At 70.2% G+C, this 22,274-nt stretch carries 20 protein-coding genes; 11 read left to right on the top strand and 9 right to left on the bottom strand.

Annotated features, from left to right (window positions below):
• Positions 1-102: 102 nt before the first annotated feature.
• The 9 genes from V5F53_RS21595 to V5F53_RS21555 form a co-directional block, all read right to left on the bottom strand.
• Positions 103-705: a nitroreductase family protein gene (locus V5F53_RS21595; protein ID WP_393995705.1), complete on the bottom strand. Its 603-nt coding sequence runs from the start codon at positions 703-705 to the stop codon at positions 103-105.
• A gap of 31 nt (positions 706-736) precedes the next feature.
• Positions 737-1,960, bottom strand: coding sequence for an LLM class flavin-dependent oxidoreductase (locus V5F53_RS21590; protein ID WP_393995704.1), 1,224 nt, complete (start codon positions 1,958-1,960; stop codon positions 737-739).
• Positions 1,961-2,117: 157 nt separating this feature from the next.
• Entirely contained in the window at positions 2,118-3,479 is a 1,362-nt protein-coding gene (locus tag V5F53_RS21585) for an LLM class flavin-dependent oxidoreductase (protein WP_393995703.1), read from the bottom strand.
• A gap of 75 nt (positions 3,480-3,554) precedes the next feature.
• Complete coding sequence (locus tag V5F53_RS21580) at positions 3,555-4,667, bottom strand: aldo/keto reductase (RefSeq protein WP_393995702.1); 1,113 nt, start codon at positions 4,665-4,667, stop codon at positions 3,555-3,557.
• 11 nt (positions 4,668-4,678) lie between these two features.
• Positions 4,679-5,644 (bottom strand): ABC transporter ATP-binding protein, encoded by a 966-nt coding sequence (locus tag V5F53_RS21575; protein WP_393995701.1) that lies wholly within the window; start codon positions 5,642-5,644, stop codon positions 4,679-4,681.
• Entirely contained in the window at positions 5,625-6,632 is a 1,008-nt protein-coding gene (locus tag V5F53_RS21570) for an ABC transporter ATP-binding protein (RefSeq protein WP_393995700.1), read from the bottom strand. Before V5F53_RS21570 ends, V5F53_RS21575 begins: the two co-directional genes overlap by 20 nt.
• A gap of 1 nt (position 6,633) precedes the next feature.
• On the bottom strand, positions 6,634-7,671 hold the full coding sequence (locus V5F53_RS21565; protein ID WP_393995699.1) for an ABC transporter permease: 1,038 nt from the start codon (positions 7,669-7,671) through the stop codon (positions 6,634-6,636).
• Positions 7,671-8,657 carry an ABC transporter permease gene (locus tag V5F53_RS21560; RefSeq protein ID WP_393995698.1) on the bottom strand — a complete coding sequence of 329 codons (987 nt, stop codon included), beginning with the start codon at positions 8,655-8,657 and terminating at the stop codon, positions 7,671-7,673. Before V5F53_RS21560 ends, V5F53_RS21565 begins: the two co-directional genes overlap by 1 nt.
• Before the next feature lie 63 nt (positions 8,658-8,720).
• Entirely contained in the window at positions 8,721-10,361 is a 1,641-nt protein-coding gene (locus V5F53_RS21555) for an ABC transporter substrate-binding protein (RefSeq protein ID WP_393995697.1), read from the bottom strand.
• A gap of 150 nt (positions 10,362-10,511) precedes the next feature.
• On the opposite strand from V5F53_RS21555, the gene V5F53_RS21550 reads away from it, so the two are divergent.
• The 11 genes from V5F53_RS21550 (at position 10,512) to V5F53_RS21500 (ending at position 22,143) form a co-directional block, all read left to right on the top strand.
• Positions 10,512-11,492 carry a TauD/TfdA dioxygenase family protein gene (locus V5F53_RS21550; protein WP_393995696.1) on the top strand — a complete coding sequence of 327 codons (981 nt, stop codon included), beginning with the start codon at positions 10,512-10,514 and terminating at the stop codon, positions 11,490-11,492.
• A gap of 104 nt (positions 11,493-11,596) precedes the next feature.
• Positions 11,597-11,941, top strand: a complete 345-nt coding sequence (locus V5F53_RS21545) for a DUF3088 domain-containing protein (protein ID WP_393995695.1) — start codon at positions 11,597-11,599, stop codon at positions 11,939-11,941.
• A 47-nt stretch (positions 11,942-11,988) separates the two neighbouring features.
• The gene (locus tag V5F53_RS21540) at positions 11,989-13,044 is read left to right on the top strand and encodes an aldo/keto reductase (RefSeq protein ID WP_393995694.1); all 1,056 of its coding nucleotides are present in this window, start codon (positions 11,989-11,991) and stop codon (positions 13,042-13,044) included.
• A 361-nt stretch (positions 13,045-13,405) separates the two neighbouring features.
• The gene (locus V5F53_RS21535) at positions 13,406-14,629 is read left to right on the top strand and encodes an acyl-CoA dehydrogenase family protein (protein ID WP_393995693.1); all 1,224 of its coding nucleotides are present in this window, start codon (positions 13,406-13,408) and stop codon (positions 14,627-14,629) included.
• Between the two features lie 77 nt (positions 14,630-14,706).
• Positions 14,707-15,750, top strand: coding sequence for an alpha/beta fold hydrolase (locus V5F53_RS21530; RefSeq protein WP_393995692.1), 1,044 nt, complete (start codon positions 14,707-14,709; stop codon positions 15,748-15,750).
• A gap of 86 nt (positions 15,751-15,836) precedes the next feature.
• Positions 15,837-16,487 (top strand): DUF938 domain-containing protein, encoded by a 651-nt coding sequence (locus V5F53_RS21525; protein WP_393995691.1) that lies wholly within the window; start codon positions 15,837-15,839, stop codon positions 16,485-16,487.
• A 14-nt stretch (positions 16,488-16,501) separates the two neighbouring features.
• Positions 16,502-17,272 (top strand): SDR family NAD(P)-dependent oxidoreductase, encoded by a 771-nt coding sequence (locus tag V5F53_RS21520; RefSeq protein WP_393995690.1) that lies wholly within the window; start codon positions 16,502-16,504, stop codon positions 17,270-17,272.
• A gap of 37 nt (positions 17,273-17,309) precedes the next feature.
• Positions 17,310-17,624 (top strand): YdhR family protein, encoded by a 315-nt coding sequence (locus V5F53_RS21515; RefSeq protein WP_393995689.1) that lies wholly within the window; start codon positions 17,310-17,312, stop codon positions 17,622-17,624.
• Between the two features lie 274 nt (positions 17,625-17,898).
• Positions 17,899-19,134 (top strand): acyl-CoA dehydrogenase family protein, encoded by a 1,236-nt coding sequence (locus V5F53_RS21510; protein WP_393995688.1) that lies wholly within the window; start codon positions 17,899-17,901, stop codon positions 19,132-19,134.
• Positions 19,135-19,458: 324 nt separating this feature from the next.
• Positions 19,459-20,610, top strand: a complete 1,152-nt coding sequence (locus tag V5F53_RS21505) for an LLM class flavin-dependent oxidoreductase (RefSeq protein WP_393995687.1) — start codon at positions 19,459-19,461, stop codon at positions 20,608-20,610.
• A 117-nt stretch (positions 20,611-20,727) separates the two neighbouring features.
• Positions 20,728-22,143: an amidase gene (locus tag V5F53_RS21500; protein WP_393995686.1), complete on the top strand. Its 1,416-nt coding sequence runs from the start codon at positions 20,728-20,730 to the stop codon at positions 22,141-22,143.
• The last annotated feature ends 131 nt before the right edge of the window (positions 22,144-22,274 follow it).

The following is a 22,274-nucleotide window of genomic DNA, read 5'->3' as shown; positions in this document are numbered from 1 at the left end:
CGCCGCTCATAAAATCAATCTATTTAATAGATTTAATGCGACAGATCCGCCCGGAGCCCGCGGCCGGGCGGAGGGGTCTGCTCCCCCGCCCGGCCGGCCGCCTCATGCGGCGGGGAAGGCGCCCTCGAAGGCGGTCTCGCTCACCGGGCGGCGGCCGTTGGGCGTCTCGCCGGCATGGAAATGTTCCGGCAGCAGGGACTTTTCGCCGCGCCGGCCGACCGCGATGGCGATCTCGACCTGGTAGTCGTCTGGCACCTTCAGCACGGCACGCGCCTTATCGGGGTCGAACCCGCCGATGCCATGGGCATGCCAGCCGAGCCGCGAGGCCTGCAGGGCGAGGTTCGCCCAGGCCGCGCCGGTATCGAACGAATGCGAGCGCGAGGCCAGCACGTCGGTGGTGCCGGGCCGCACGAAGCTCTTGGCCGACACGGCGATGATCAGTACCGCCGCATTCTTCGCCCACTGCTGGTTGAAGGGAACCAGCAGGTCGAGGAAGGTGTCGAAGGCGGGGGTGCCGCGCCGGGCGTAGAGGAAGCGCCAGGGCTGGGAATTGTAGCTGGACGGCGCCCAGCGGGCCGCCTCGAACAAGGCATTCAGCTCTTCAGGCGCAATCTCCTCGCCGGTGAAAGCGCGGGGCGACCAGCGCTCGGTGAAGATGGGGTCCACCTTGTGCTCGGCCTGGCGCGGGGTGACGGCAACGGTCATCGGTTCAGATCCTTCTGGGGCTGGAAGAGGGTCAAAGGCGCAATCCCGCCTGCTTCAGCAGCGGCAGGGTGGTTTGCGCGAAGTAATCGAAGTCCGGCGCGAAATCATAAAAGTTGAACTGCACCCCGTCGATGCCGGCGGCCTTCAGGGCGGCGAGCTTGTCCACTACCTGCTCCGGGGTGCCGATGATCTCGATGTTGCCGCCGAGATTGAGCCCCTGCTTGTGGCACGGATCGCTGCGGCCCTTCCAGGCCACCGCGTCGCTGTCGTAGCCACGATGGCCGAACGAGGTATGGGTGGGCTTGGGCACGCCGTCGGCAATGGCCCGGGCGTAGGCCTGCGCCTCGGCCTCCGTGTCCCGGCTCACCACGATGGGGTTGATGATGGTTTTCACCTCCCGCCCCCGGGCGCGGGCGCGCGCCTTGATGGCGGCGATGTGGTCGGGCAGCGTTTCCAGCGCGCTGTCGATGTGGGCGCCGCCGGGCGAGGTGACGAACAGCAGGTCGGAATGGCTGGCGGCGAAATCGATGCCCGCGTCCGAGCCGGTGGCGGTGACCAGGACCGGCCGGCCATAGAGCGGCTTGGGGGTGATGTAGCCGTTGACGATCTTCCAGGGATTGAGCCGGCCGTCGTAGGAGAAGTTCTCGGTGTCGCTCCACAGGCGGTGCAGCACCTCGAACAGCTCCGCCGTCATGGCGTAGCGCTGGTCGTGCTCGATGCGGTTCCAGCCGAACATCTCATGCTCGATGGCGCGGTGGCCGGTGACGATGTTGATGCCCCAGCGGCCCTTGGAGATGTGGTCGAAGGTGGCGCCGATCTTGGCGATGTGCAGCGGATGCCACGGCCCGTAGAGCACGTGCAGGGTGGAGATGAGCAGGATGTTGCGGGTGGTGGCCGCCATGGCCCCGAGCGCCACGAAGCTATCGAGCGAGGCCTCGCCGTCATAACCGCCCTTGGGCAGCCACTGGGTGCGCGAGAAGGCGATGTCGAAGCCGAGCGCGTCCGCCTTCTGCACGATGGCCGCGTTGTAGTCGTAGGTCCAGCTGTTGGTGGTGGGGTGGTCCGAGAAGTGGATGTCCTGAAGGTTCAGGAACAGGCCCAGCATCAAGGGCTGGCGCGCCGCGCGGGAGAGCGGGCTGTCGGCAAAGTCGAGCGGTCCCTTGAGCGCGCCGGGAGGCGCGGAACCATGAGAATGGGAACCTGGGGAATTGGGGCCGGCATCCAGTACGGGAGCGGTGGCATCGGCGAGGGACATGGCGGCATTCCGGAGAGCGGTGGGGCCGGCGGGGCGGCCCGCGCCGGCGATGAGACAGTCCGGCCCCTCCTCCGAGCGACCGGAGGAGGGGCCGGATCGCGACCGCACCGGGGAAGACAAGCGGCCGCGATCTGAAGGCGATGACGCGCCGGAGGCGTCAGGCGGTGGCGCGGGCGTGGTCGCTGTAGAGGCTGCGCGGACGCGGCAGCCCGTAATGCTCGCGCAGGGTGCGCCCGGTGTAGTCGGCGCGGAACAGGCCTCGCTTGCGCAGGATCGGCACCACCTGCGAGGCGAACAGGTCGAACCCGGCCGGATACCAGGGCGGCATCACGTTGAAGCCGTCGGCGGCCTTGCCCTCGAACCAGAGCTGGATCTCGTCGGCGATCTTTTCCGGCGTGCCCACCACCACATAATGGCCGCGCGCGCCGGCCAGCCGGTCGATGAGCTGGCGCAGGGTCGGGCGCTCGCGCGCGACGATGCCCAGCACCAGCTGGAAGCGGCTCGCGACCCGCTTGGCCGGGCCCACGTCGTTGAACGCGTCCAGCGGCACCTCGGCGTTCAGCGGCAGGCCGGAGAAGTCGACGCCGGTGATCTGCTTCAGCTGGCTCAGCGAGTAGTCCGGCTGCACCAGGTCGTTGAAGGCCTCGTAGAGCTGCTTCGCCTCGGCCTCGGTGGAGCCGATGTAGGGGCTGAGACCGGGCAGCACCTTCACATGGTCCGGATCGCGGCCGAGCCCTTCGGCCTGGCGCTTGATGTCGGCATAGAAGCCCTGGGCGCTCGCCAGCGACTGGTGGGCGGTGAAGATGGCCTCCGCATAGCGCGCCGCGAACGAGCGCCCGTCGTCGGAGGAGCCGGCCTGCACATAGACCGGTCGGCCCTGGGGCGTACGCGGGGTGTTGAGCGCCCCCTTCACCCGGAAGTGGCGGCCCACATGCTCGATGGGGTGGATCTTCGTATCATCGGCGAACACGCCGGAGGCGGGATCGGCGATCAGCGCCTCGTCTTCCCAGCTGTCCCACAGCTTGGTCACCACATCCACGAACTCGGCGGCGCGGGCGTAGCGCTCGGCGTGGTTCGGGGTCTCGCTCAGGCCGAAGTTGCCGGACGCCTGGGGCACGGCGGTGGTGACGATGTTCCAGCCCGCGCGCCCGCCGCTCAGGTGATCGAGGGAGGCATAGAGCCGGGCGAGGTTGTAGGGCTCGTAATAGGTGGTGGAGGCGGTGCCGATGAGGCCGATATGGCTGGTGGCGGCGGCGATCGCCGACAGCCAGGTCAACGGCTCAAGGCGGAAGCGCGAGGCATGGCGAATGTTGTCCACCTGCACCGGGCCATCGGCGAAGAACACCGCGTCGAACTTGGCCGCCTCCGCCGAGCGCGCGAGGTCCTGATAAAAAGTGATGTCCAGCAGCCGCTCGGGCCGCGCGCCGGGATAGCGCCAGCCGGCCTCGTGGTGGCCGCCGGGATAGATGAAGAGATTGAGCACGAGTTGCCGGGCGGGCCGGCTCTCCACATGGGCCATGGGACTCTCCTGGGCGCTCCGCTTTCGGGATCGCGGCGGACGTGTGACGGGGCAGAACGGGAACGATTGCAGGCCTCAGCCCGCCGCGCCGGCGCGCGACGGCACGCTCTTGAGGCCGATGCGCTCGGCCACCCGCGCCTCGGCCCGCACCGCCAGGCGGTCGGCGGCGCCGGGGCCTCCGGTCAGCGGCCGGCGGCCTTCCACCGGGTGGCTCGGATCGGTGTAATAATGAGTGGAGACATGGCCGTCGGGCACCAGCGTATTCACCAGCGCCTCGTCTTCGGCGGTGAAGACATAGTCGAGGGCGGCGACATAGCCCTCCCACTGCTCCAGCGTGCGCGGGCCGGCGATGGCCGACGTCACCGCCTGGTTGTTGAGCACCCAGGACAGGGCGAAGGTGGTGGGGCTGATGCCGCGCGCCCGCGCATGGTCCGCCACCACCTGCGCCACCTTGAGCGAGTCCTCGCGCCATTCGGTCTCGAGGATGCGACGGTCGCCACGCCCGGCGCGGCTGTCGGCGGCGGGGGCTGCCCCCGGGGCGTACTTGCCGGTGAGCACGCCGCGCGCCAGCGGCGAATAGGACACCACGCCGAGACCGTAGAAGGCGGCCGCCGGCAATTGCTCCACCTCGGCGCCGCGATCGACGATGTTGTAGAGCGGCTGGCTGGCGATGGGCCGGTCGATGCCGAGCTGGTCGGCCAGGTGCGCCACCTCGGCGATGCGCCAGCCGCGGAAGTTGGACACCGCGAAATAGCGCAGCTTGCCGGCGCGGATCAGGTCCGCCACTGCCCGCACCGCCTCCCCCAGGGGCGCGTCGAAAATGGCGCGGTGGAAATAGAGGATGTCGATATAGTCGGTGCCGAGCCGGCGCAGGCTGCCTTCCACCGCCTCGATCACCCATTTGCGCGAGATGCCCGAGCGGTTCGGCCCCTCTCCCGCCGGATTGGCGAACTTGGTGGCGAGCACGAAATCATCGCGTTCGCCGGCGATGGCGCGGCCCACCACCTCCTCGGTGCGGCCCTGCTGGTAGGCGTCCGCGGTGTCGATGAAAGTGAAGCCCTTCTCCTTCGCCGCGTGGATGATGCGATGGGAGGAGGCCTCGTCGGTGGGGCCGCCGAACATCATGGTGCCCAGCGCCAGTTTCGGCACCTTCAGCCCGCTGCGGCCCAGATAGCGATAATCGGTCATGGCAAGGGTCCTCAATTGAGCACGCCGTCGGGCGCGTGGTGACAGGCGACCTGCTGGCCGCCGCCCGCTGCGCTTCCGGCCACATGGCGCAGCACCGGGTCGGCCTGCGCACAGATGGGGGTCGCCAGCGGGCAGCGCGGATGGAACCGGCAGCCGGATGGAATGCTGCGCGCGCTCGGCAGATCGCCGGAGAGGGGGGCGGCGTGGCGGCGGCGGCCGGGCGTGGGCACCGCCGCCATCAGCGCCCGGGTGTAGGGGTGCAGCGGGCGCGCGAAGATGGCCTGAAAGCCGCCGCTCTCGACGATGCGTCCGAGGTACATCACCAGCACCCGGTCGGCGAAATAGCGCACCACCGACAGGTCATGGGAGATGAAGAGGTAGGACAGGCCGAGCTCGGCCTTCATCCGCGCCAGCAGGTTGAGGATCTGCGCCTGGATCGACAGGTCGAGGGCCGAGACCGGCTCGTCGCAAATGACGAGGCGCGGCGAGAGGATGAGGGCGCGGGCGATGCCGAGGCGCTGGCGCTGGCCGCCGGAGAATTCGTGCGGATAGCGCGCCAGCGCCTCGCGCGGTAGCCCCACCTTGTCCAGCACCGCCCCCGCCGCCGCCGCGCGCTCGGACCGGGTGCCAATGCCATGCACCTCCAGCGGACCGTTGAGGATCTCGGCCACGCGATGGCGCGGATTGAGCGACGCGAACGGGTCCTGGAACACCATCTGCGCCTGCCGGCGATAGGCCTTCAGTCCCGCCCCCCGCAGCGCCCCCACGTCCAGCCCGTCGAACCGCACCCGGCCCGCCGCGGGCTCCACCAGGCGCAGCAGCACCTTGGCGAGCGAGGACTTGCCGCAGCCGGATTCGCCCACCAGCCCCACCGTTTCGCCGGCGGCAACCTCAAACGACACGCCGTCCACCGCCCGCAGCACCTGGCCGCCAGAGGCATAGCCGGCGTGGAGGTGTTCAACCGACAGCAGTGGCATGGGCGTCCTCCATCCGGCGCGACGGCGCCGCGGTGGCCACCGGGCAGGCCACCAGGTGGTGCGGCGCCACCGCCACCGCCTGTGGCACGCCGGCATGGCACGCGGGGCGCACCTGCGGGCAGCGCGGGGCGAAGGCACAGCCAGCGGCCGACGCCGCCGAGGCGATGGAGCCGTGGATCTCGCTGAGCGGCGCTGTGGCGTAATGCTGGGTCGCGGCGAGGCGCGGCGAGGCCTGGAGCAGGCCTTGGGTGTAGGGATGCAGCGGCGCGGCGAACAGGGGCTCGAACCCGGCTTCCTCCACCTTGCGGCCGGCATACATCACCACCACCCGGTCGGCCCATTCCGCCACCACCCCCAGGTCGTGGGTGATGAGCAGGAGGCCCATGCCGAGGTCGCGGCGCAGCGCGTCCAGAAGGTCCAGCACCTGGGCCTGGATGGTCACGTCGAGGGCGGTGGTGGGCTCGTCGGCGATGAGCAGGCGCGGCGCGCAAGCTACCGCGATGGCGATCATCACCCGCTGGCGCATGCCGCCCGACAGTTCATGGGGAAAGTCGTCCACTCGCCGCTGGGGCTCCGGGATGCGCACCAGGTCGAGCAGCTCGATGGCCCGCGCCCGCGCCGCGCGGCGCGACAGGCCCTGGTGCAGGCGCACCACCTCGACGATCTGCGCGCCCACGGACAGCACCGGGTTCAGCGAGGTCATGGGTTCCTGGAACACCATGGCGATCTTGCGCCCGCGCACCTGGCGCAGCGCCCGGTCGTCCAGCCCGGCGAGGTCGCGCCCCTCGAACCGGATCGCGCCGCCGGCGATCCGCGCCCGCTCCGGCAGCAGGCGCAGCAGCGCCAGTGCCGTCAGCGACTTGCCGGAGCCGCTCTCGCCCACCAGCGCCAGCGTCTCCCCCGCCTCCACGGCGAAGGAGAGCCCGCGCACCGGCGTCGCCCCTGGAAAGGCGATGGTGAGATCCCGCACCTCCAGCAGCGGCGCCATTTCACCCCTCCCCCGTCAGGCGCGGATTGAGGGCGTCGGTGAGGCCGTCGCCGATGAGATTGAGCGACAGCACGGTGACGACGATGGCGAGGCCGGGCACCGCCGACAGGTACCAGGCGGTGCGCAACAGGTCCCGTCCGGTGCCGATCATGGAGCCCCAGCTGACCACGTTGGGATCGCCCAGCCCCATGAAGGACAACGCGCTTTCCATCAGGATGGCGGTGGCCACCGTGACCGAGGCGAGCACGATCACCGGCGGCAGCGCGTTGGGCAGGATCTCGCGGAAGATGATGCGGCCATGGCCGTAGCCCAGGGCCCGCGCCGCCGCCACGAACTCCTTCTCCTTCAGGGCGCGAAACTGCGCCCGCACCAGCCGCGCCACCTGCGGCCACGACACCGCCCCGATGGCCAGCGTGATGGCCGGCACCGAGGGCTGGGCAATCGCCACCAGCACGATCAGCAGGATGAAGCCCGGCACGGTCTGGAAGATCTCGATGAGCTTGGACAGGACGTCATCCACCGCGCCGCCGAAATAGCCGGCGGTGGCGCCCACCAGGATGCCGGCCACGAGCCCCACCAGCGTCGCCGCCACCCCCACCGAAAGGCTCACCCGCGCCCCATGAACAAGGCCGGCGAGCACGTCGCGGCCCAGGGCATCGGTGCCGAGGGGAAAGCGCAGGCTCTGCCCCGGCCACTGCAGCGGGCGCCCCACCATCTCCAGCGGATCGTCGGGAAACAGCAGCGGCGCCGACAGGGCCGCAACCGCCACCAGGGCCAGGATGGCAAGCCCCCCCGCCGCGGTGGGGTTGCCCAGCAGGGCGCCCAGCACCCGCCAGCGCGACGCCGGCGCGAGCCGCCGCACCGCCTGCGTCTCGGCGCGGACGGCATCGGGCGCGTGGACATTGGGCCAGTTTTCGTAGCCTTCGCGCCGCGCCTCGCCGCCGAGGGCCGCGGCCGCCGCCCGATCCTCGGCGCGGGCCGCCGGCGCGTCGAGGCTCGAAGCATCGAGACCGGAGGTGAACGTTGGAACGCCGGCCATCAGCGCACCTCGATCCGCGGGTCGAGAACCGCCTGGAGGATGTCGATCAGCGCATTGATCGCCACCACCAGCAGCGACGACAGCAGCAGGATGCCGAGCAGCACGTTGAAGTCACGGCCCATGACCGCCTCATAGGCGAGCCGGCCGAGGCCCGGCCAGCTGTAGACCGTCTCCACCACCACCGCCCCGCCCATGAGGCCGGCGAGGTGGATGCCGGCCATGGTGGTGACGGGAATGAGCGCATTGCGCAGCACGTGGCCGCAGGTGACGGCGAACGGCGACAGCCCCTTGGCGCGGGCGGTGCGCACATGGTCCTGGGCCTGCACCTCCAGCATGTCGCCCCGGGTGAGGCGGGCATAGATGGCGACATAGAACAACGCCAGCGCGGTGGCCGGCAGCACCTGGTAGCGGGCGCGGTCGAGAAGCGCATCAAGGCCGCTCAGGCCGGCGCCGATGCTCTCGGCGCCGCCGCTGGGCAACCAGCCCAGCTTCACCGAGAACAGGACGATCAGCATCAGCCCGATCCAGAAGCTCGGGATGGAATAGAACAGCAGCGAAACGATGCTCAGCACCTTGTCGGGCAGCCGGCCGACGCAGCTTGCCATGATGGCACCGAGGGTGATGCCGATCGCCAGCGCGCCGCCCAGCGCCGTCGCCATCAGGCTCAGCGTATTGGGCAGGCGCGCGGCGATGAGGTCCGCCACCGGCTGGTTGTAGCGCGGCGACTGTCCCAGGCTGAACTGGGCCAGATTGCCGAGATAGCTCGCGAGCTGCTGCAGCACCGGCAGGTCGAAGCCAAACCTGGCCTTCAGCGCCGCCAGGGTCTCCACCGTGGCCGCCCCCGCCTCGCCCGCCAGCACATCGGCGGCATCGCCGGGCGTCAGGCGCAGCAGGAAGAAATTCAGGATGACGATGCCGATGATCGTCGGCACCGCCTGCAGCGCCGTGCGGCGCAGCGCCTTGAGGATGCGCGGCAGGTTCCTCATGGCCGCGCCCCCGGCGGCTGGATCGGCGCCGGGCTGACCCGGCAAGCGGCAGTGCGGGGCATGTCAGCGCTCGATGTAGAGATCGGCGAAGGAGCCGTTGGGCCCGGTGACGCCGAGGGTGTGGTTCTTCACCTTGGTGTTGAACAAGGTGACGCCCTGTGGCGCGATCAGGTGCACCGCCGCCACATCGTCATAAAGCGCCTGCTGGACCGCGAACCACAGCGCCCGCCGCTTCTCGGGATCGCTCTCCACCGCCGCCGCCTCCAGCAACGCATCCACCTGCGGGTTGTCGTAGTGGGAGACGTTGGAAAACGGCAGGCCGACCTTGAAGTTCTTCGACCAGAACACGCGCTGGATGCCGGGCGTGGGATCGAAGGTGTTCGCCAGGGATTCCAGGGTGATGTCGAATTCGCGGCCGGTATAGGCCTTCTGGATATAGGTGGAGAAATCGAAGAACTGGAAGTCGACCGGAATGCCCACCTTGGCCAAGGCCTGCTTCACGAAGTCGCCCGACTCACGGCCGTTGAAGGGATTGGCATAAAGGCGCAGGGGAAAGCGCGTGCCGTCCGCCTTGCGCGGATAGCCCGCCTCGTCCAGCAGCCGGTTGGCGGCCTTGAGGTCATAGCCGTAGGGCACGATGGCGGGATTGACGAAGGCCTTCAGGTCCGGCCCCACCGCCGCGGGCGCGATCTGGCCATAGCCGAAATAGACGAGATCCAGCAGCTTGTTGAGGTCGAGCGCCTGGGCGATGGCGCGGCGCACGCGCCGGTCTTTGAGCTGCGGCGTATCGAAGTTGAAGTAGAGCTGCGTCATGTTGCCGTTGTAGGCATAGCCTCGGGTCTCCGAGCCAATGGCGGGCAGCGCCTGCACCCGGGCGAGGTCGGATCGCGGCACCGGCGGGCCGCCGGCCAGGTCCAGTTCCCCGGTCTCGAAGGCGGCCGAGCGGGCGCTCTGATCGGCGATGAAGCGGATCACCACCCGGTCGAGATAAGGCTTGCCGGCATCCCAGTAGTTGGGATTGCGCTCCAGGATGATGTGGCTGCCCTTCACCCATTCCTTGAACACGAACGGGCCGGTGCCGATGGGCGCCCCAGCGTTGGCGTTGGTGAGCGGATCGGTACCCTCATAGACGTGCTTCGGCACGATCGGCGATTCACTGGCGTCGAGGGCGGTGAGGAGATAGGGCGCCGGTCGCGACAGGCGGACGATGGCGGTGAGCGGGTCCGGCGTGTCCACCGCCACCACCGACGCATAGGTGCCGCGCCCGCGCGGATGCTTCTCCTTCAGCAAGCCGATGGAATAGGCCACGTCCTGCGCGGTGAAATCCTGGCCGTCATGCCATTTCACGCCCGGGCGCAAGGTGAAGGTGTAGGTGAGCCCGTCCGGGCTCACGCTCCAGGCGGTGGCCAGGGCCGGCTGGGGCTTGAAGTCGAAATCATAGGTCAGCAGCCCCTCGGTGATCTTGGGCGAGACGCGCTGGGTGGGACCTGCCGTGTGGGCGATCGACACCAGGGTGGACGGCTCGTGCTCCACCAGGAAGCGCAGCACGCCGCCGCGCACCGGCCCATCCGCCCGGCCAGCCGCCGGCGCCAGCAGCAGGCCGGCGCACAGCGCCGCCCCCAGGGCGTGGCGCGCCAGGCGCGCGGCCAGGCGCGCTGCGGAACGCGCGCGGGAAGCGGAAGGGAAAGACGCCGATAGGGACATGCCCATGTCTCCGTCGCAGGCCGGGTGTGCGCCTCACGATAGGACGGCCGCCCATTTCGTCAATTGATTTAATATAAAATCGATGCACTAAGTGGAGTATGAGGCCAGGGAGTCGGCCGGCCGCCGGCCGCGCCGCGGAAAGGACACGCCATGACGAGCGCCCCCACGACCGTACCCCACACCGCCCGTCCCGCGGCGCCGGCCGCCGCGCCGCGGCATATTTCGGTGCATCCCCTCACCGGCCATATCGGCGCCGAGATCGAGGGTCCGGACCTGTCCCGCCCGCTGGCGCCGGAGGTGATTCAGGAGATCCAGGCGGCGCTGCTGAAATGGAAGGTGGTGTTCTTCCGCGACCAGCCCCTGACCCATGCCCAACACGTGGCGCTGGCGCGCAGCTTCGGGGCGCCCACCATCGGCCATCCGGTGTTCGGCTTCGTGGAGGGCCATCCGGAGATTTATTCCATCGCCCGCGACCGCTTCACCGGCCGCCACACCGGCGAGCCGCTGATCCGCCCATGGACCGGCTGGCACACCGACGTCACCGCCGCCGTGAACCCGCCCGCCGCCTCCATCCTGCGCGGCGACATCATTCCCCCATTCGGCGGCGATACCTTCTGGACCAACCTCGCGGTCGCCTACGAGGCCCTCTCGGCGCCGCTGCGCGGCTTCGTGGACACCCTGCGCGGCATCCACGCCTTCAGCCCGCCGGAAGGACAGGGCGCCACCGAGGACTTCGCCGCCCGCAACCGGCGCCGTCCCCTCGTCAGCGAGCATCCGCTGGTGCGCGTCATTCCCGAAACCGGCGAGCGGGTGCTGTTCGTGAGCCCCTCCTTCCTCAAGCGCATCACCGGCCTGTCGCCGCGCGAGAGCCAGCAGATCCTGGAACTGCTGTTCGAGCACATCACCCGGCCGGAATACACCGTGCGCTTCCGCTGGCAACCCGGCTCCATCGCCTTCTGGGACAACCGCACCACCGCCCATCTCGCCCCGCGCGACATCTATGCCCTCGATTTCGACCGCCAGCTCTACCGCATCACCCTCAAGGGCGACGTGCCGGTGGGCGTGGATGGGCGCCCCTCCACCGTCATCGAGGGCGACCCGCTCGATGCCTATGCCGAGGCCGCGGCCTGAGCCGCCGGCCCGCTCCATTTCCCTTTCCCTGGGAGCCTTGGCCGGGTCCGTGCGCCCCCCGCACCGGCCCGGCCGCCTTTTCCCCCTGCTGAAAGCCGCCTGCCATGAGCCGCGACCGCCTGATCCTCATCACCCCCGGCTTTTCCGACCCGGCCAGCCCCGGCCGCACCTTCTTCTGTCCCGACTGCAACCAGGTCGAGGGGCTGCTCGCCTCCCATCCCGCGCTGCTGGAGCGCATCGACGTGGAGCGCGTGCCGTTCGCCCGCCCGCGCGCGGCGGTGATCGCGGTGCTCGGCGCCGACAACCAGGGCCTGCCGGTGCTCATCCTGGGCGACGCCGCCCCACCGCCGGCCGATGCCCTCAGCCATGGCGAGTTCCGCTTCGTCACCGACACCCGCCGCATCCTGGAGCTCATCGCCGAGCGCCATGGCGTGCCGTTCCCGCACTGATCCACCCCTCATCGCCCGACCTTTCCCGTTCTTCCGGAGCAGTTTTCATGCCTGAGTACCGCCCGTTGGGGCGCACCGACATCAAGGTGTCGTCCATCGCCCTCGGCACCATGACCTTCGGCCAGCAGAACACCGAAGCTGAGGGCCACGCCCAGCTCGACCTCGCCCTCGATCGCGGCATCAATCTGATCGACACCGCCGAGACCTACTCCATTCCGCCCAAGCCCGAGACCCAGGGGTCCACCGAGCGCATCATCGGCACTTGGCTGAAAGCCCGCGGCGCACGCGACAAGGTGGTGATCGCCACCAAGGTGGTGGGCCGCTCCGACAACACCTGGCTGCGCGCCGGCGGCGCCAAGACCCGGCTGGACGCAAAGAACATCGCCTTCGCCATCGACGGCTCGCTGAAGCGCCTGCAGACCGACTATGTGGACCTCTACCAGCTGCATTGGCCCGACCGCGCGGTGCCGCTGTTCGGCAACAGCGCCAGCGACCGGGCGCGCGGCGCCGGCGAGGGACCGGAGGTGCCCATCGAGGAGACGCTGGGTGCGCTGGCCGATCTGGTGCGTGCCGGCAAGGTGCGCCAAATCGGCCTGTCGAACGAAACCGCCTGGGGCGTCCACCGCTTCCTGCTGGCGGCGGAACGGGAGCTGGGCCCGCGCGTGGTATCGGTGCAGAACGCCTACAACCTGCTGAACCGCACCTATGAGCAGGGCCTGTCCGAATTCGCCGCGCGGGAGGGGGTGGGCCTGCTCGCCTATTCGCCGCTGGCGCAAGGCTATCTCACCGGCAAGTACCTGGACGGCGCCCGGCCGGCCGGCGCCCGCACCACCTTGTTCAACCGCGCCCAGCGCTATGAGAAGCCCGGCACCGACGCGGCCATCCGCGCCTATCTGGCGCTGGCGGCAGAGGTGGGGCTGACGCCGGTGCAGCTGGCCCAGGCGTGGGTCACGACCCGGCCGTTCGTGACCTCCAACATCATCGGCGCCACCTCCATCGCCCAGCTGGTGGCCAGCCTCGACACCATCGACCTGAAGCTCGCGCCGGAGATCGAGGCCAAGGTGGACGCGCTGTTCCAGCTCCACGGCAGCCCGGCCCCCTGACACCCCGCACTCCCCGGCGGCGCCGCTCCCTGCGCCCGCCCCCTGCGGGCCGCAGGCGCAGGGAGGTGCAAGGAGGGAGGCGCAAGGGACGCGCGCCTGATCTTCAATTAAATTGATAGACAAAATGTAATTTGGTCATAAAGTGCAGTTCCGGGATCGGGCCGCCGCCCGCACGGAGCCCCGGATGCGCCCTGTCTCTCCCAGTCCGGCTGGCGAAAGCGAGCCTTGCCCCATTCACCATCGGTTCGCGCCGGCCCTTGCCGCCGGCGCGCCGCACCGCCCTCGTCCCGCCGGCGTGGTCCCTTTCCCGGTTGCGCCGGCCCCGCGCCGGACCCCTTTCGCCTGGAGGATTCCCCCAACCATGACCCAGATCGACGATGCCTGGGGCGCCGGACCGAGCGCCCGCTACGAGGAGCTGGCGCAGACCTTCCGCCCCATCTTCCGCCGCATCCGCGAAACCGCGGTGGAGCGCGAGATCGAACACCGCCTGCCGCGCGAGGAGATTTCCTGGCTGAAGGAGGCCGGCTTCACCACCCTGCGCCTGCCGCAGGATGAGGGCGGCTTCGGCGCCACCCTGCCCGAGCTGTTCAACCTGCTGATCGAGCTGTCGGCGGCGGATTCCAACGTCACCAACGCCCTGCGCGCCCATTTCGGCTTCACCGAGGAAGTCCTCAATTCGCCCTTCAAGGATTACCGGGACCGCTGGGTGAAGCGCATCGCCGCCCGCCAGACCTCCGGCAGCGGGTTTTCCGAAGCCGGCGACAACAAGGTGGGCCATTTCACCACCCGCCTGGTGCGCGAGGGTGACAAGTGGCGCATCGATGGCGAGAAATACTACACCACCGGCTCGCTGTTCGCGGACTGGATCAACCTCGGCGCCGATGACGAGAACGGCGACTTCATCCTGGCCCAGGTGCCCACCGACGCGCCGGGCCTCACCATCGTCGACGACTGGGATGGGTTCGGCCAGCAGCTCACCGCCTCCGGCACCGCTCGCTTCTCCGGAGTCACCATCTCCGACGACCTGGTCAATCCGCTGCGCAAGCGCTTCAATTACTCGGTCGCCTTCTACCAGCTGGTGCACCTTGCCACCCTCGCCGGCATCGGCCGCGCGGCGGCGGCCGACGTGGCACAGCTCGTGGGTGCCCGCAAGCGCGTGTTCAGCCACGGCAATGCCGATCGCGCCGGGTCCGATCCGCAGATCCTCCAGGTGGTCGGCAAGGTGCGCGCCAATGCCTATGGCGCCGGCGCTACCGTGCTGAAGGCGGCGGACGCCCTGCAGCGGGTCTATGAGAGCCGCGACAGCGGCCTGCCCGACGACCAGAACCACACGGTGGCGGTGGCGGACCTGGAGGTGAACCAGGGCGTGACCGTGGTCACCACCCTGATCCTCGACGCCACCACCGGCCTGTTCGACGCCCTCGGCGCCTCCGCCGCCAAGCGCGGGGTCGGCCTCGACCGGCACTGGCGCAATGCCCGCACCCTGTCGTCGCACAATCCGCGCATCTACCGCGAGCGCATCGTCGGCGACTTCGCGGTGAACGGCACCCTGCCGCCCGGCCCCTATCGCGTCGGCACTCCCTGATTTTCGCCGCGCCGCCCCGGCCGCGGGGCGGCGCGATCGTCTCATGTTTTCCTTCATGCCATTGCCAGGGGTTGTTCATGACCCACGCTTATTATTCGCAGGACATTCACGGCCCATTCGAAACCTTCGACCTCGGCGATTTCGAGCTGGAGAGCGGCGACAAGCTGCGGGGGCTCACCCTCGCCTTCGCCACTTTCGGCACCCTGGCGCCGGACAAGTCCAACGCCATCTTGTTCCCCTCCTGGTATTCGGGATCAAACAAAATCCTGGAGCGCGCCTATATCGGCCCCGGGCGCGCGCTCGATCCGGAAAAATACTTCATCATCCTGGTCAACCAGATCGGCAACGGACTGTCCTCCGCGCCGAGCAACACGCCCGCCCCGTTCAACGCCGCCCGGTTCCCCGCCATCACCATCGCCGACGACGTGCGCGCCCAGCAGCGCCTGGTCGCGGAGCGCTTCGGCATCACCCGCCTGGCGCTGGTGCTCGGCGGCTCCATGGGTGCCCAGCAGACCTATGAATGGGCCGCCCGCTTCCCGGACGCGGTGGAGCGCGCCGCCCCCATCGCCGGCACCGCCCGCGGCACCGCCCATAACCGGCTGCTGGTGGACACCTTCATCGACGCCCTCGCCAGCGATCCCGCCTTCGACGGCGGCTGGTACCCGGACGCCGCCGCGGTGCATCGCGGCCTGCGCCGGCACGCCCGTGTGTTCGCCGCCTCGGGCTTCACCCAGGAGCTGTTCAACACCGCCGGCTGGCGCGGCCTCGGCTTCACCACCACCGAGGATTTCCTCACCGCCTTCGTGGAAAACCATTTCCTGCCGCAGGACCCGAACAACCTGATCCTGCTCGCCCGGAAATGGCGCGACAACGACGTGAGCCGGCTGGCGGGCGGCGACCTTGGCGCGGCGCTCCGGCGCATCACCGCCAAGACCACGGTGATCGCCATCGCGGAAGACGTGTTCTTCCCGCTGAAGGACATCGCCGCCGAGCAGGCGCTCATTCCCGGCAGCAGCCTCGCCACCGTCTCGTCCACCTGGGGCCACCTGGCCCTGTTCGGCGTGGACCCCGGCTACACCGCCGCCATCGACGCGCACCTCAAGGACCTGCTCGCGCGCTGACGCGGGCCCTTTGCCGTGCCCCACCGACGCCGCTCCGCAGCGGCGAACGCAGCCGTACGCCCCCTTCACCCCACAGGAGAAGCCCAATGACCGACGCTCCACGCCCCGACATCGACCCCTATCCGCTCAGCCCCTACGTGGCCTGGGCCGGCAACCGCAACAAGGACCCCATCCTTGCCGTGTTCAAGGACATCTTCCCGCCGTCGGGCAGCGCCCTGGAGCTGGCGAGCGGCGCCGGGCTGCACGTGAATTATTTCGCGCCCCATTTCCCGCAGGTGCGCTTCCAGCCATCCGACTATGACACCGACGTGTTCGAGAGCATCGTCGCCAAGCGGGCCGATGCCGGTAACGCCAATGTCGCCGACCCGGTGCGCATCGACCTCACCGACCCGGCCAGCTGGCCGGAGGCGAAGGACGGCCTCTACGACACCATCTTCGTCATCAACATCTTCCAGGTGGCGCCGGTGTCCATCGCCGACGGCATCGCCCACCTCGCCTCCAAGCTGCTGGCGCCCGACGGGTTCGTCGCCATCTACGGCCCGTTCAAGGTGGATGGCGCTTACACCACCGACTCGAACGCCGCCTTCGACAAGGAGATCCTGGCCGCCGGCGTGGCGGAATGGGGCCTGAAGGACGTGCGCGACCTGGAGGCGGCCGCCAAGCCGCACGGCATCGCCTTGAAGCGCCGCATCGACCTGCCGGCCAACAACTTCATTCTCGTCTTCGGCCACGCCTGAGCGGGGGGACGTCCATGGCGCGCTCCCCTCGCCCCACCCGCGCCAAGCCCGCCGCTGCGCGGGGCGCGGCCCTCGTGGTGGGGGTCGGCCCACCGGCCGGGCTGGGCGCGGCGCTGGCCCGCCGCTTCGCGCGGGAGGGCCTTGCCGTCCACCTCGCCGGGCGCACGCCGGCGCGGCTGGAGGCGGTGGCCGCGGACCTGCGCCGCGAGACCGGCGCGCAGGTCCATGCCCACGTCGCCGACGCCACCCGCGAGCAGGATGTACAGGCCCTGCTGGCCGCGGCCGATGGCGGCGGCGACCTCACCCTGGTCGCCTTCAACGTGGGCGCCAATGCCGCCGCGCCCCTGCTGGAGCTGACCGCCGACACGTTCGAGACCCTGTGGCGCCAGAATGCGCTCGCCGGCTTTCTCGTCGGCCGGGAAGCGGCGCGGCGGATGCTGCCGCGCGGGGCGGGCTCCATCCTGTTCACCGGCGCCACCGCCTCGCTGCGGGCGCGCCCGCCCTTCACCGGCTTCGCCGCCGCCAAGGCGGCGTTGCGCGCGGTGGCCCAAGGCTTGGCACGCGAGGTCGGCCCGGCTGGCCTGCATGTGGCCCATGTGGTCATCGACGGAGTGATCGACGGCGACTATGCCGCCCGCCACTTCCCGCAGTTCGTCGCCGCGCGCGGGCCCGACGGGCTGCTGGCCCCCGACGACATCGCCGACGTGTTCTGGACCCTGCACCGCCAGCCCCGCAGCACCTGGACGCAGGAACTCGACCTGCGCCCGTTCAAGGAACCGTTTTGACGGCGCTCCCGCGCCCCCTTCCAGAAGGAACAAACAGATGAGCCTCAGCAAAGTGTTTCTCTATGCCGAAATCCAGGTCTCCATCCCGTTCACCGAGGTGGACTGGACCGCCATCAACATCGCCATGAAGGAAAATCCCGGCCTCAAGAGCAAGACTTGGCTCTCCGGGCTGAACACCAACACCATCGGCGGCTTCTACGAGTTCGATTCGGTGGAGAACGCCAAGGCCTATGCGGTCGGATACCTGGCGGCGGCGGCCCAGCAGCTGGGCGGCAGCCTGTCGGTGAAGCTGTTCAACGGCGACATCACCGCCGACGCCAACCGCGGCATGGCCTCCCCCTTCTACGATTGAGGCCGCCGCGCCCGGGCGCAGGCGAGGCCGGCGCGCACCGCCCCGTCAGGGGGCCCCGCATGCGGGCGTGCGCCCGGACGTGCGCCCGGGCGCCGGACAAGGACGGCCCGGCCGGCCCGGCCCGCGCCATCGGGACGGCAGATCGCGGCATCTAAAGTCGCAGCACTTATAATTGACTTATACTATGTATTTAATAGATTGAAGTCGGCTGGCTCGGCGCTTGGTCGGCCTCCTGCCCCGATCCCGTGTCCTCAACGCCCGCTGGAACCTGCCGATGAATGAGATCGTGTCTCCCGCCCTTCCGGACTTCACCAGCCCCGTCGGACCGGATTCTCCCACCCTCGACGCCCTCATCGAGCTGATCGCGGCGGGCGCCTCGACCCGCGAATTCGAGCGCATCCTGCCCCACGAGCCGCTGGCGCTGATCCGCAAGGCGCGCCTTGGCGCGCTGCGCCTGCCGGTGGAGGCGGGCGGCGCCGGCGCCTCATTCCGCGACCTCTACAGCGTGGCGCTGCGGCTGGCGGCGGCGGATGCCAATGTCGCCCACATCCTGCGCAATCACTTCACCTTCGTGGAGCGCTATGCGCGCCTGCCCAAGAACGCCGCCGAGGAGCGCTGGCGCCGGGCCGTGGCCGAGGGCGCCATCGTCGGCCTTGCCAATACCGAGAGCAACGCCAAGGTGGTGGGCGGCGCGCAGTTCGCCACCGTGCTGCAGCCCGATGGCGAGGGCTGGCGCATCACCGGCAGCAAATATTATTCCACCGGCACCCTGTTTTCCGACTTCGTTCTGGTGCGCGCCGCCACCGCCGAGGGCCGCAACGCCTCCCTCATCCTGCCCGTGAGCCGCGAGGGCATCGAGCTGGTGGATGACTGGGACGGCATCGGCCAGCGCCTCACCGGCTCCGGCACCACCGTCTTCCACAACGTGCGGGTGGAGCCCGACGAGGTGGTGGTGGACGCCGACGGCGTCGGCTACGGCACCGCCTATTCCAGCACCCTGCCGCAATTGTTCCTCACCACGGTCAACGCCGGCATCCTGCGCGCGGTGCTCAAGGACGCCACGGCGCTGCTCAAGAGCCGCACGCACACCTTCTTCTTCGCCCCGGCCCCGGAGCCCACCGAAGACCCCATCCTGCAACAGACCATCGGCGAGATTTCCGCCTACGCTTTCACCGCCGAAACCTTGATCGCCACCAGCGCCGACGCCCTGGACGTGGTGGACCGGCTGCGCGCCACCGGCGCCCCCGCGGAAGCAGTGAAGGAGGCCGCCCACGAGGCGGCGGTTCGCGCCGCCCGCGCCAAGGTGGTCATTGACGACCTGGTGCTGCGCGCCGGCAGCCAGCTGTTCGACGTGGGCGGCGCCTCCGCGGCCCATCGCAACGCCAACCTCGACCGGCACTGGCGCAACGCCCGCACCATCGCCTCGCACAACCCGCGCGCCTACAAGGCGCGCCTGCTGGGCCGGCTGGAGATCGACGGCACGCCGCTGCCGGCCAGCAGCTTTTTCTAGGGTCCGCGGCCCGAGCGCCCGCGCCGAAACCGCGGGCGCGCCCGTCCCCATGGTCCGCCAGGGCCGCAGGCAACGCGCGGGTGGGATGGCACCTCGCGTCATCACGGGCGCGGCAAGGGACGGCGCGAGGAGGACGCGGCGCGCTTTCCCGGCACCCGATCGAGGTCTGGCCCGGCCCCTGCCCGGTGCGGCCCCGTCCCGAAGGCGTTCCGTCCCAAGCGTGGCCGCGTCCGACCCTGGCCCCGCCACCCTGCTCCTTCCACCGCTCCCGGGCCGCCGCCGGCGGCCGGCCTTCCCTTGCCCGGCGCGCACCGGAGACATCAGATGAACGCACGAGTCACCCTTTCGCCCGGCGATTATCCCGACAGCCCGTTGGCGCAGGCGCTGAAGCAGCCGCTGCTGCTGGGCCTGTTCCTGCCGATCCAGAATGGCGGCTGGTCGCCCTCCACCCTGCCGCGCACCACCGACTGGACCTTCGACTACAACAAGGCCCTCACCCTGAAGGCGGAGGCTCTCGGCTTCGACCTGGCCTTCGGCCTCGCCCAATGGGTGGGCAAGGACGGCTACGGCGGCGCCCTCAAGTATCGCGAGCAGACCATCGACCCGTTCGTGACGGTGGCCGCGCTCAGCGCCGTCACCTCGCGCATCCTGCTCATTTCCACCATCCATGTGCTCTACGGCCCGTGGCACCCGCTGCATCTCGCCAAGTTCTCGGCGACGCTGGACCACATCTCCGGTGGCCGGTTCGGCATCAATATGGTCACCGGCTACGCCCCGCGCGAGCCGCGCATGTTCGGCACCACCCAGATCGAGCATGACACCCGCTACGCCCGCGCCGACGAGTTCATCGGCATGGTGGAGCGGCTGTGGGCGTCCAGCGACAACGTCACCATCCACGGCGACCACTGGCGGCTGGAGGAGGCATTCGTGTCGCCCCGGCCGAAATACGGGCGGCCGATCCTGGTCAACGCCACCGGCTCGCCGGCGGGCTTCGCCTATGCCGCGCGGCATTCGGATCTCGCCTTCATCACCAGTCCGGCTGGCGCCGAGATCGAGGCGGCGCTCGCGGCCCTGCCTGACCATGTGGCGGCGCTGAAGGCCAAGGCCCGGGAAGCCGGCCGTGAGGTCAAGGCCCTCATCAACCCCATGATCGTATGCCGGCCCACCGAGGCGGAGGCCAAAGCCTATCACGCCGCCATTCTCGCCCACGCCGACACCGGGGCGCTGCAGGGCTTCCTCGACCACCACGCCGCCGGCGACAGCCTGGCGTGGCGCAACCACAAGAGCGAACAGCGCGTGCTCGGCGGCAACATCCAGATCATCGGCTCGCCCGAGCAGGTGGCAGACGCGCTGGCGCGCCTCAAGCAAACCGGCATCGATGGGGTGCAGCTCGCCTTCTTCGACTTCCAGCCGGACCTCGACTATTTCGGCGCGGCGGTGCTGCCCCTGCTGAAGCAGGCGGGCCTCCGCCTTTGACCGCCGGGTGCGCGGCGGCGGCCGAACAAGCCGTCGACGATACGCGCCGGCAGCCCCCTGAACACCCGGAAATGGAATGCGGCAGCAGCGCGCATTCGCCCCGATTGGACCCCTGTCATGCCGGATCACCCACCCCCCGCCCCCGCGCCGGATCTGCATGATCTGAGCGCCCCTCAGCTGGCCGCCCTCTATCGCTCCCGGGCCGTGTCCCCGGTCGAGGTCACATCCCACCTCCTCGACCGCATCGACCGCTTCCAGCCCACGGTCAACGCCTTCGCGCTGGTGGACCGCGCCAGTGCCCTCGCGGCGGCGCGCGCCTCGGAGCGGCGATGGGCCGAGGGCGCGCCGCTCGGTCCGGTGGACGGCGTGCCCGCCGCCCTGAAGGACCTGCTCTGGGTCAAAGGCTGGCCGACCCGGCGCGGCAGCCTCGCCGTGGACCCCGATCAGCCCTGGGACGAGGATTCTCCCGCCGCCGCCCGGCTGCGCGCCGCCGGGGCGGTGCTGCTCGGCAAGACCACCACCTCCGAATTCGGCTGGAAGGGGCTCGCCGACAGCCCGCTCACCGGCATCACCCGCAATCCGTGGAACCTGGCGCACACGCCGGGCGGCAGCAGCGGCGGCGCCGCTGCTGCCGCCGCGCTGGGCCTCGCGCCGCTGCAGGTGGCCACCGACGGCGGCGGCTCGACCCGGCTGCCGGCCGCCTTTTCCGGCGTGTTCGGCTTCAAGCCGAGCTTCGGCCGGGTGCCCGGCTATCCCTCCGCCCACACCGGCACGCTGTTCCATGTCGCCCCGCTCACCCGGACGGTGGCCGATGCGGCGGCGCTGCTGGAGATCATCGCGCAGCCCGACCCGCGCGACTGGCACGCCCTGCCGCCGCAGACCATCGACTGGACCGGCGCGCTGGAGGCGGGTGTCGCCGGGCTGCGCATTGCCTTCAGCCCCACCCTCGGCTTTGCGGAGGTCGATCCCGAGATCGCGGAGACCGTCGCCGGCGCCGTCCGCCTGCTGGAAGCCGGCGGCGCCATCGTCGAGGAGGTCGATCCCGGCATCGCCGACCCGCGCCCCATCTTCCGCACCCTGTGGTCGGCCGCCGCCGCCCGGCTGCTCGCCACCCTGCCGCAGCAGCGGCGCCATCTGGTCGAGCCCGGCCTGGCCGAGATCGCCGCCCAGGGCGGCACCATCGGCGTGGTCGAATATCTCGGCGCGCTGGAGGCCCGCGAGGCCCTGGGGCGGCGGCTGGCGCTGTTCCACGAGCGCTACGACCTGCTGGTGACCCCGACCACCGCCCGCGCCGCGCCGCTGGCGGACAGCGACGGCGCCGGGGGGCCGGCGCGCCCGGTCCCCTCGCCCTTCACCTCCCCGTTCAACCTCACCCAGCAGCCGGCGGCCTCGGTTCCGGTGGGGCTCACGGCGGCGGGCCTGCCCATCGGGCTTCAGCTCGTCGCCGCCAAATATCGCGACGACCGCGTGCTGCGCGCGGCCCGGGTGCTGGAGCTGGCGCTGCCGTTCGCGCGGCCCGTGGACCCGGCGTGACCGGCCGTCCGTTCGGCACGCGCCGGAATGGGGGCGGTGGCCCATGGCAATTTCTTGCGCGATCGCATCCGGCGCATCTGCGATGATCCGCGACAGCTCCCGTCCCCCGCGCCCGCGCCGCGCGTGGCGGC

Origin of the sequence: Xanthobacter cornucopiae (assembly GCF_043195065.2) — a bacterium.
Classification (GTDB): Bacteria; Pseudomonadota; Alphaproteobacteria; order Rhizobiales; family Xanthobacteraceae; genus Xanthobacter.
The sequence above is the reverse complement of the archived record's forward strand: the minus strand, read 5'-3'. Positions and strand labels throughout refer to the sequence as shown.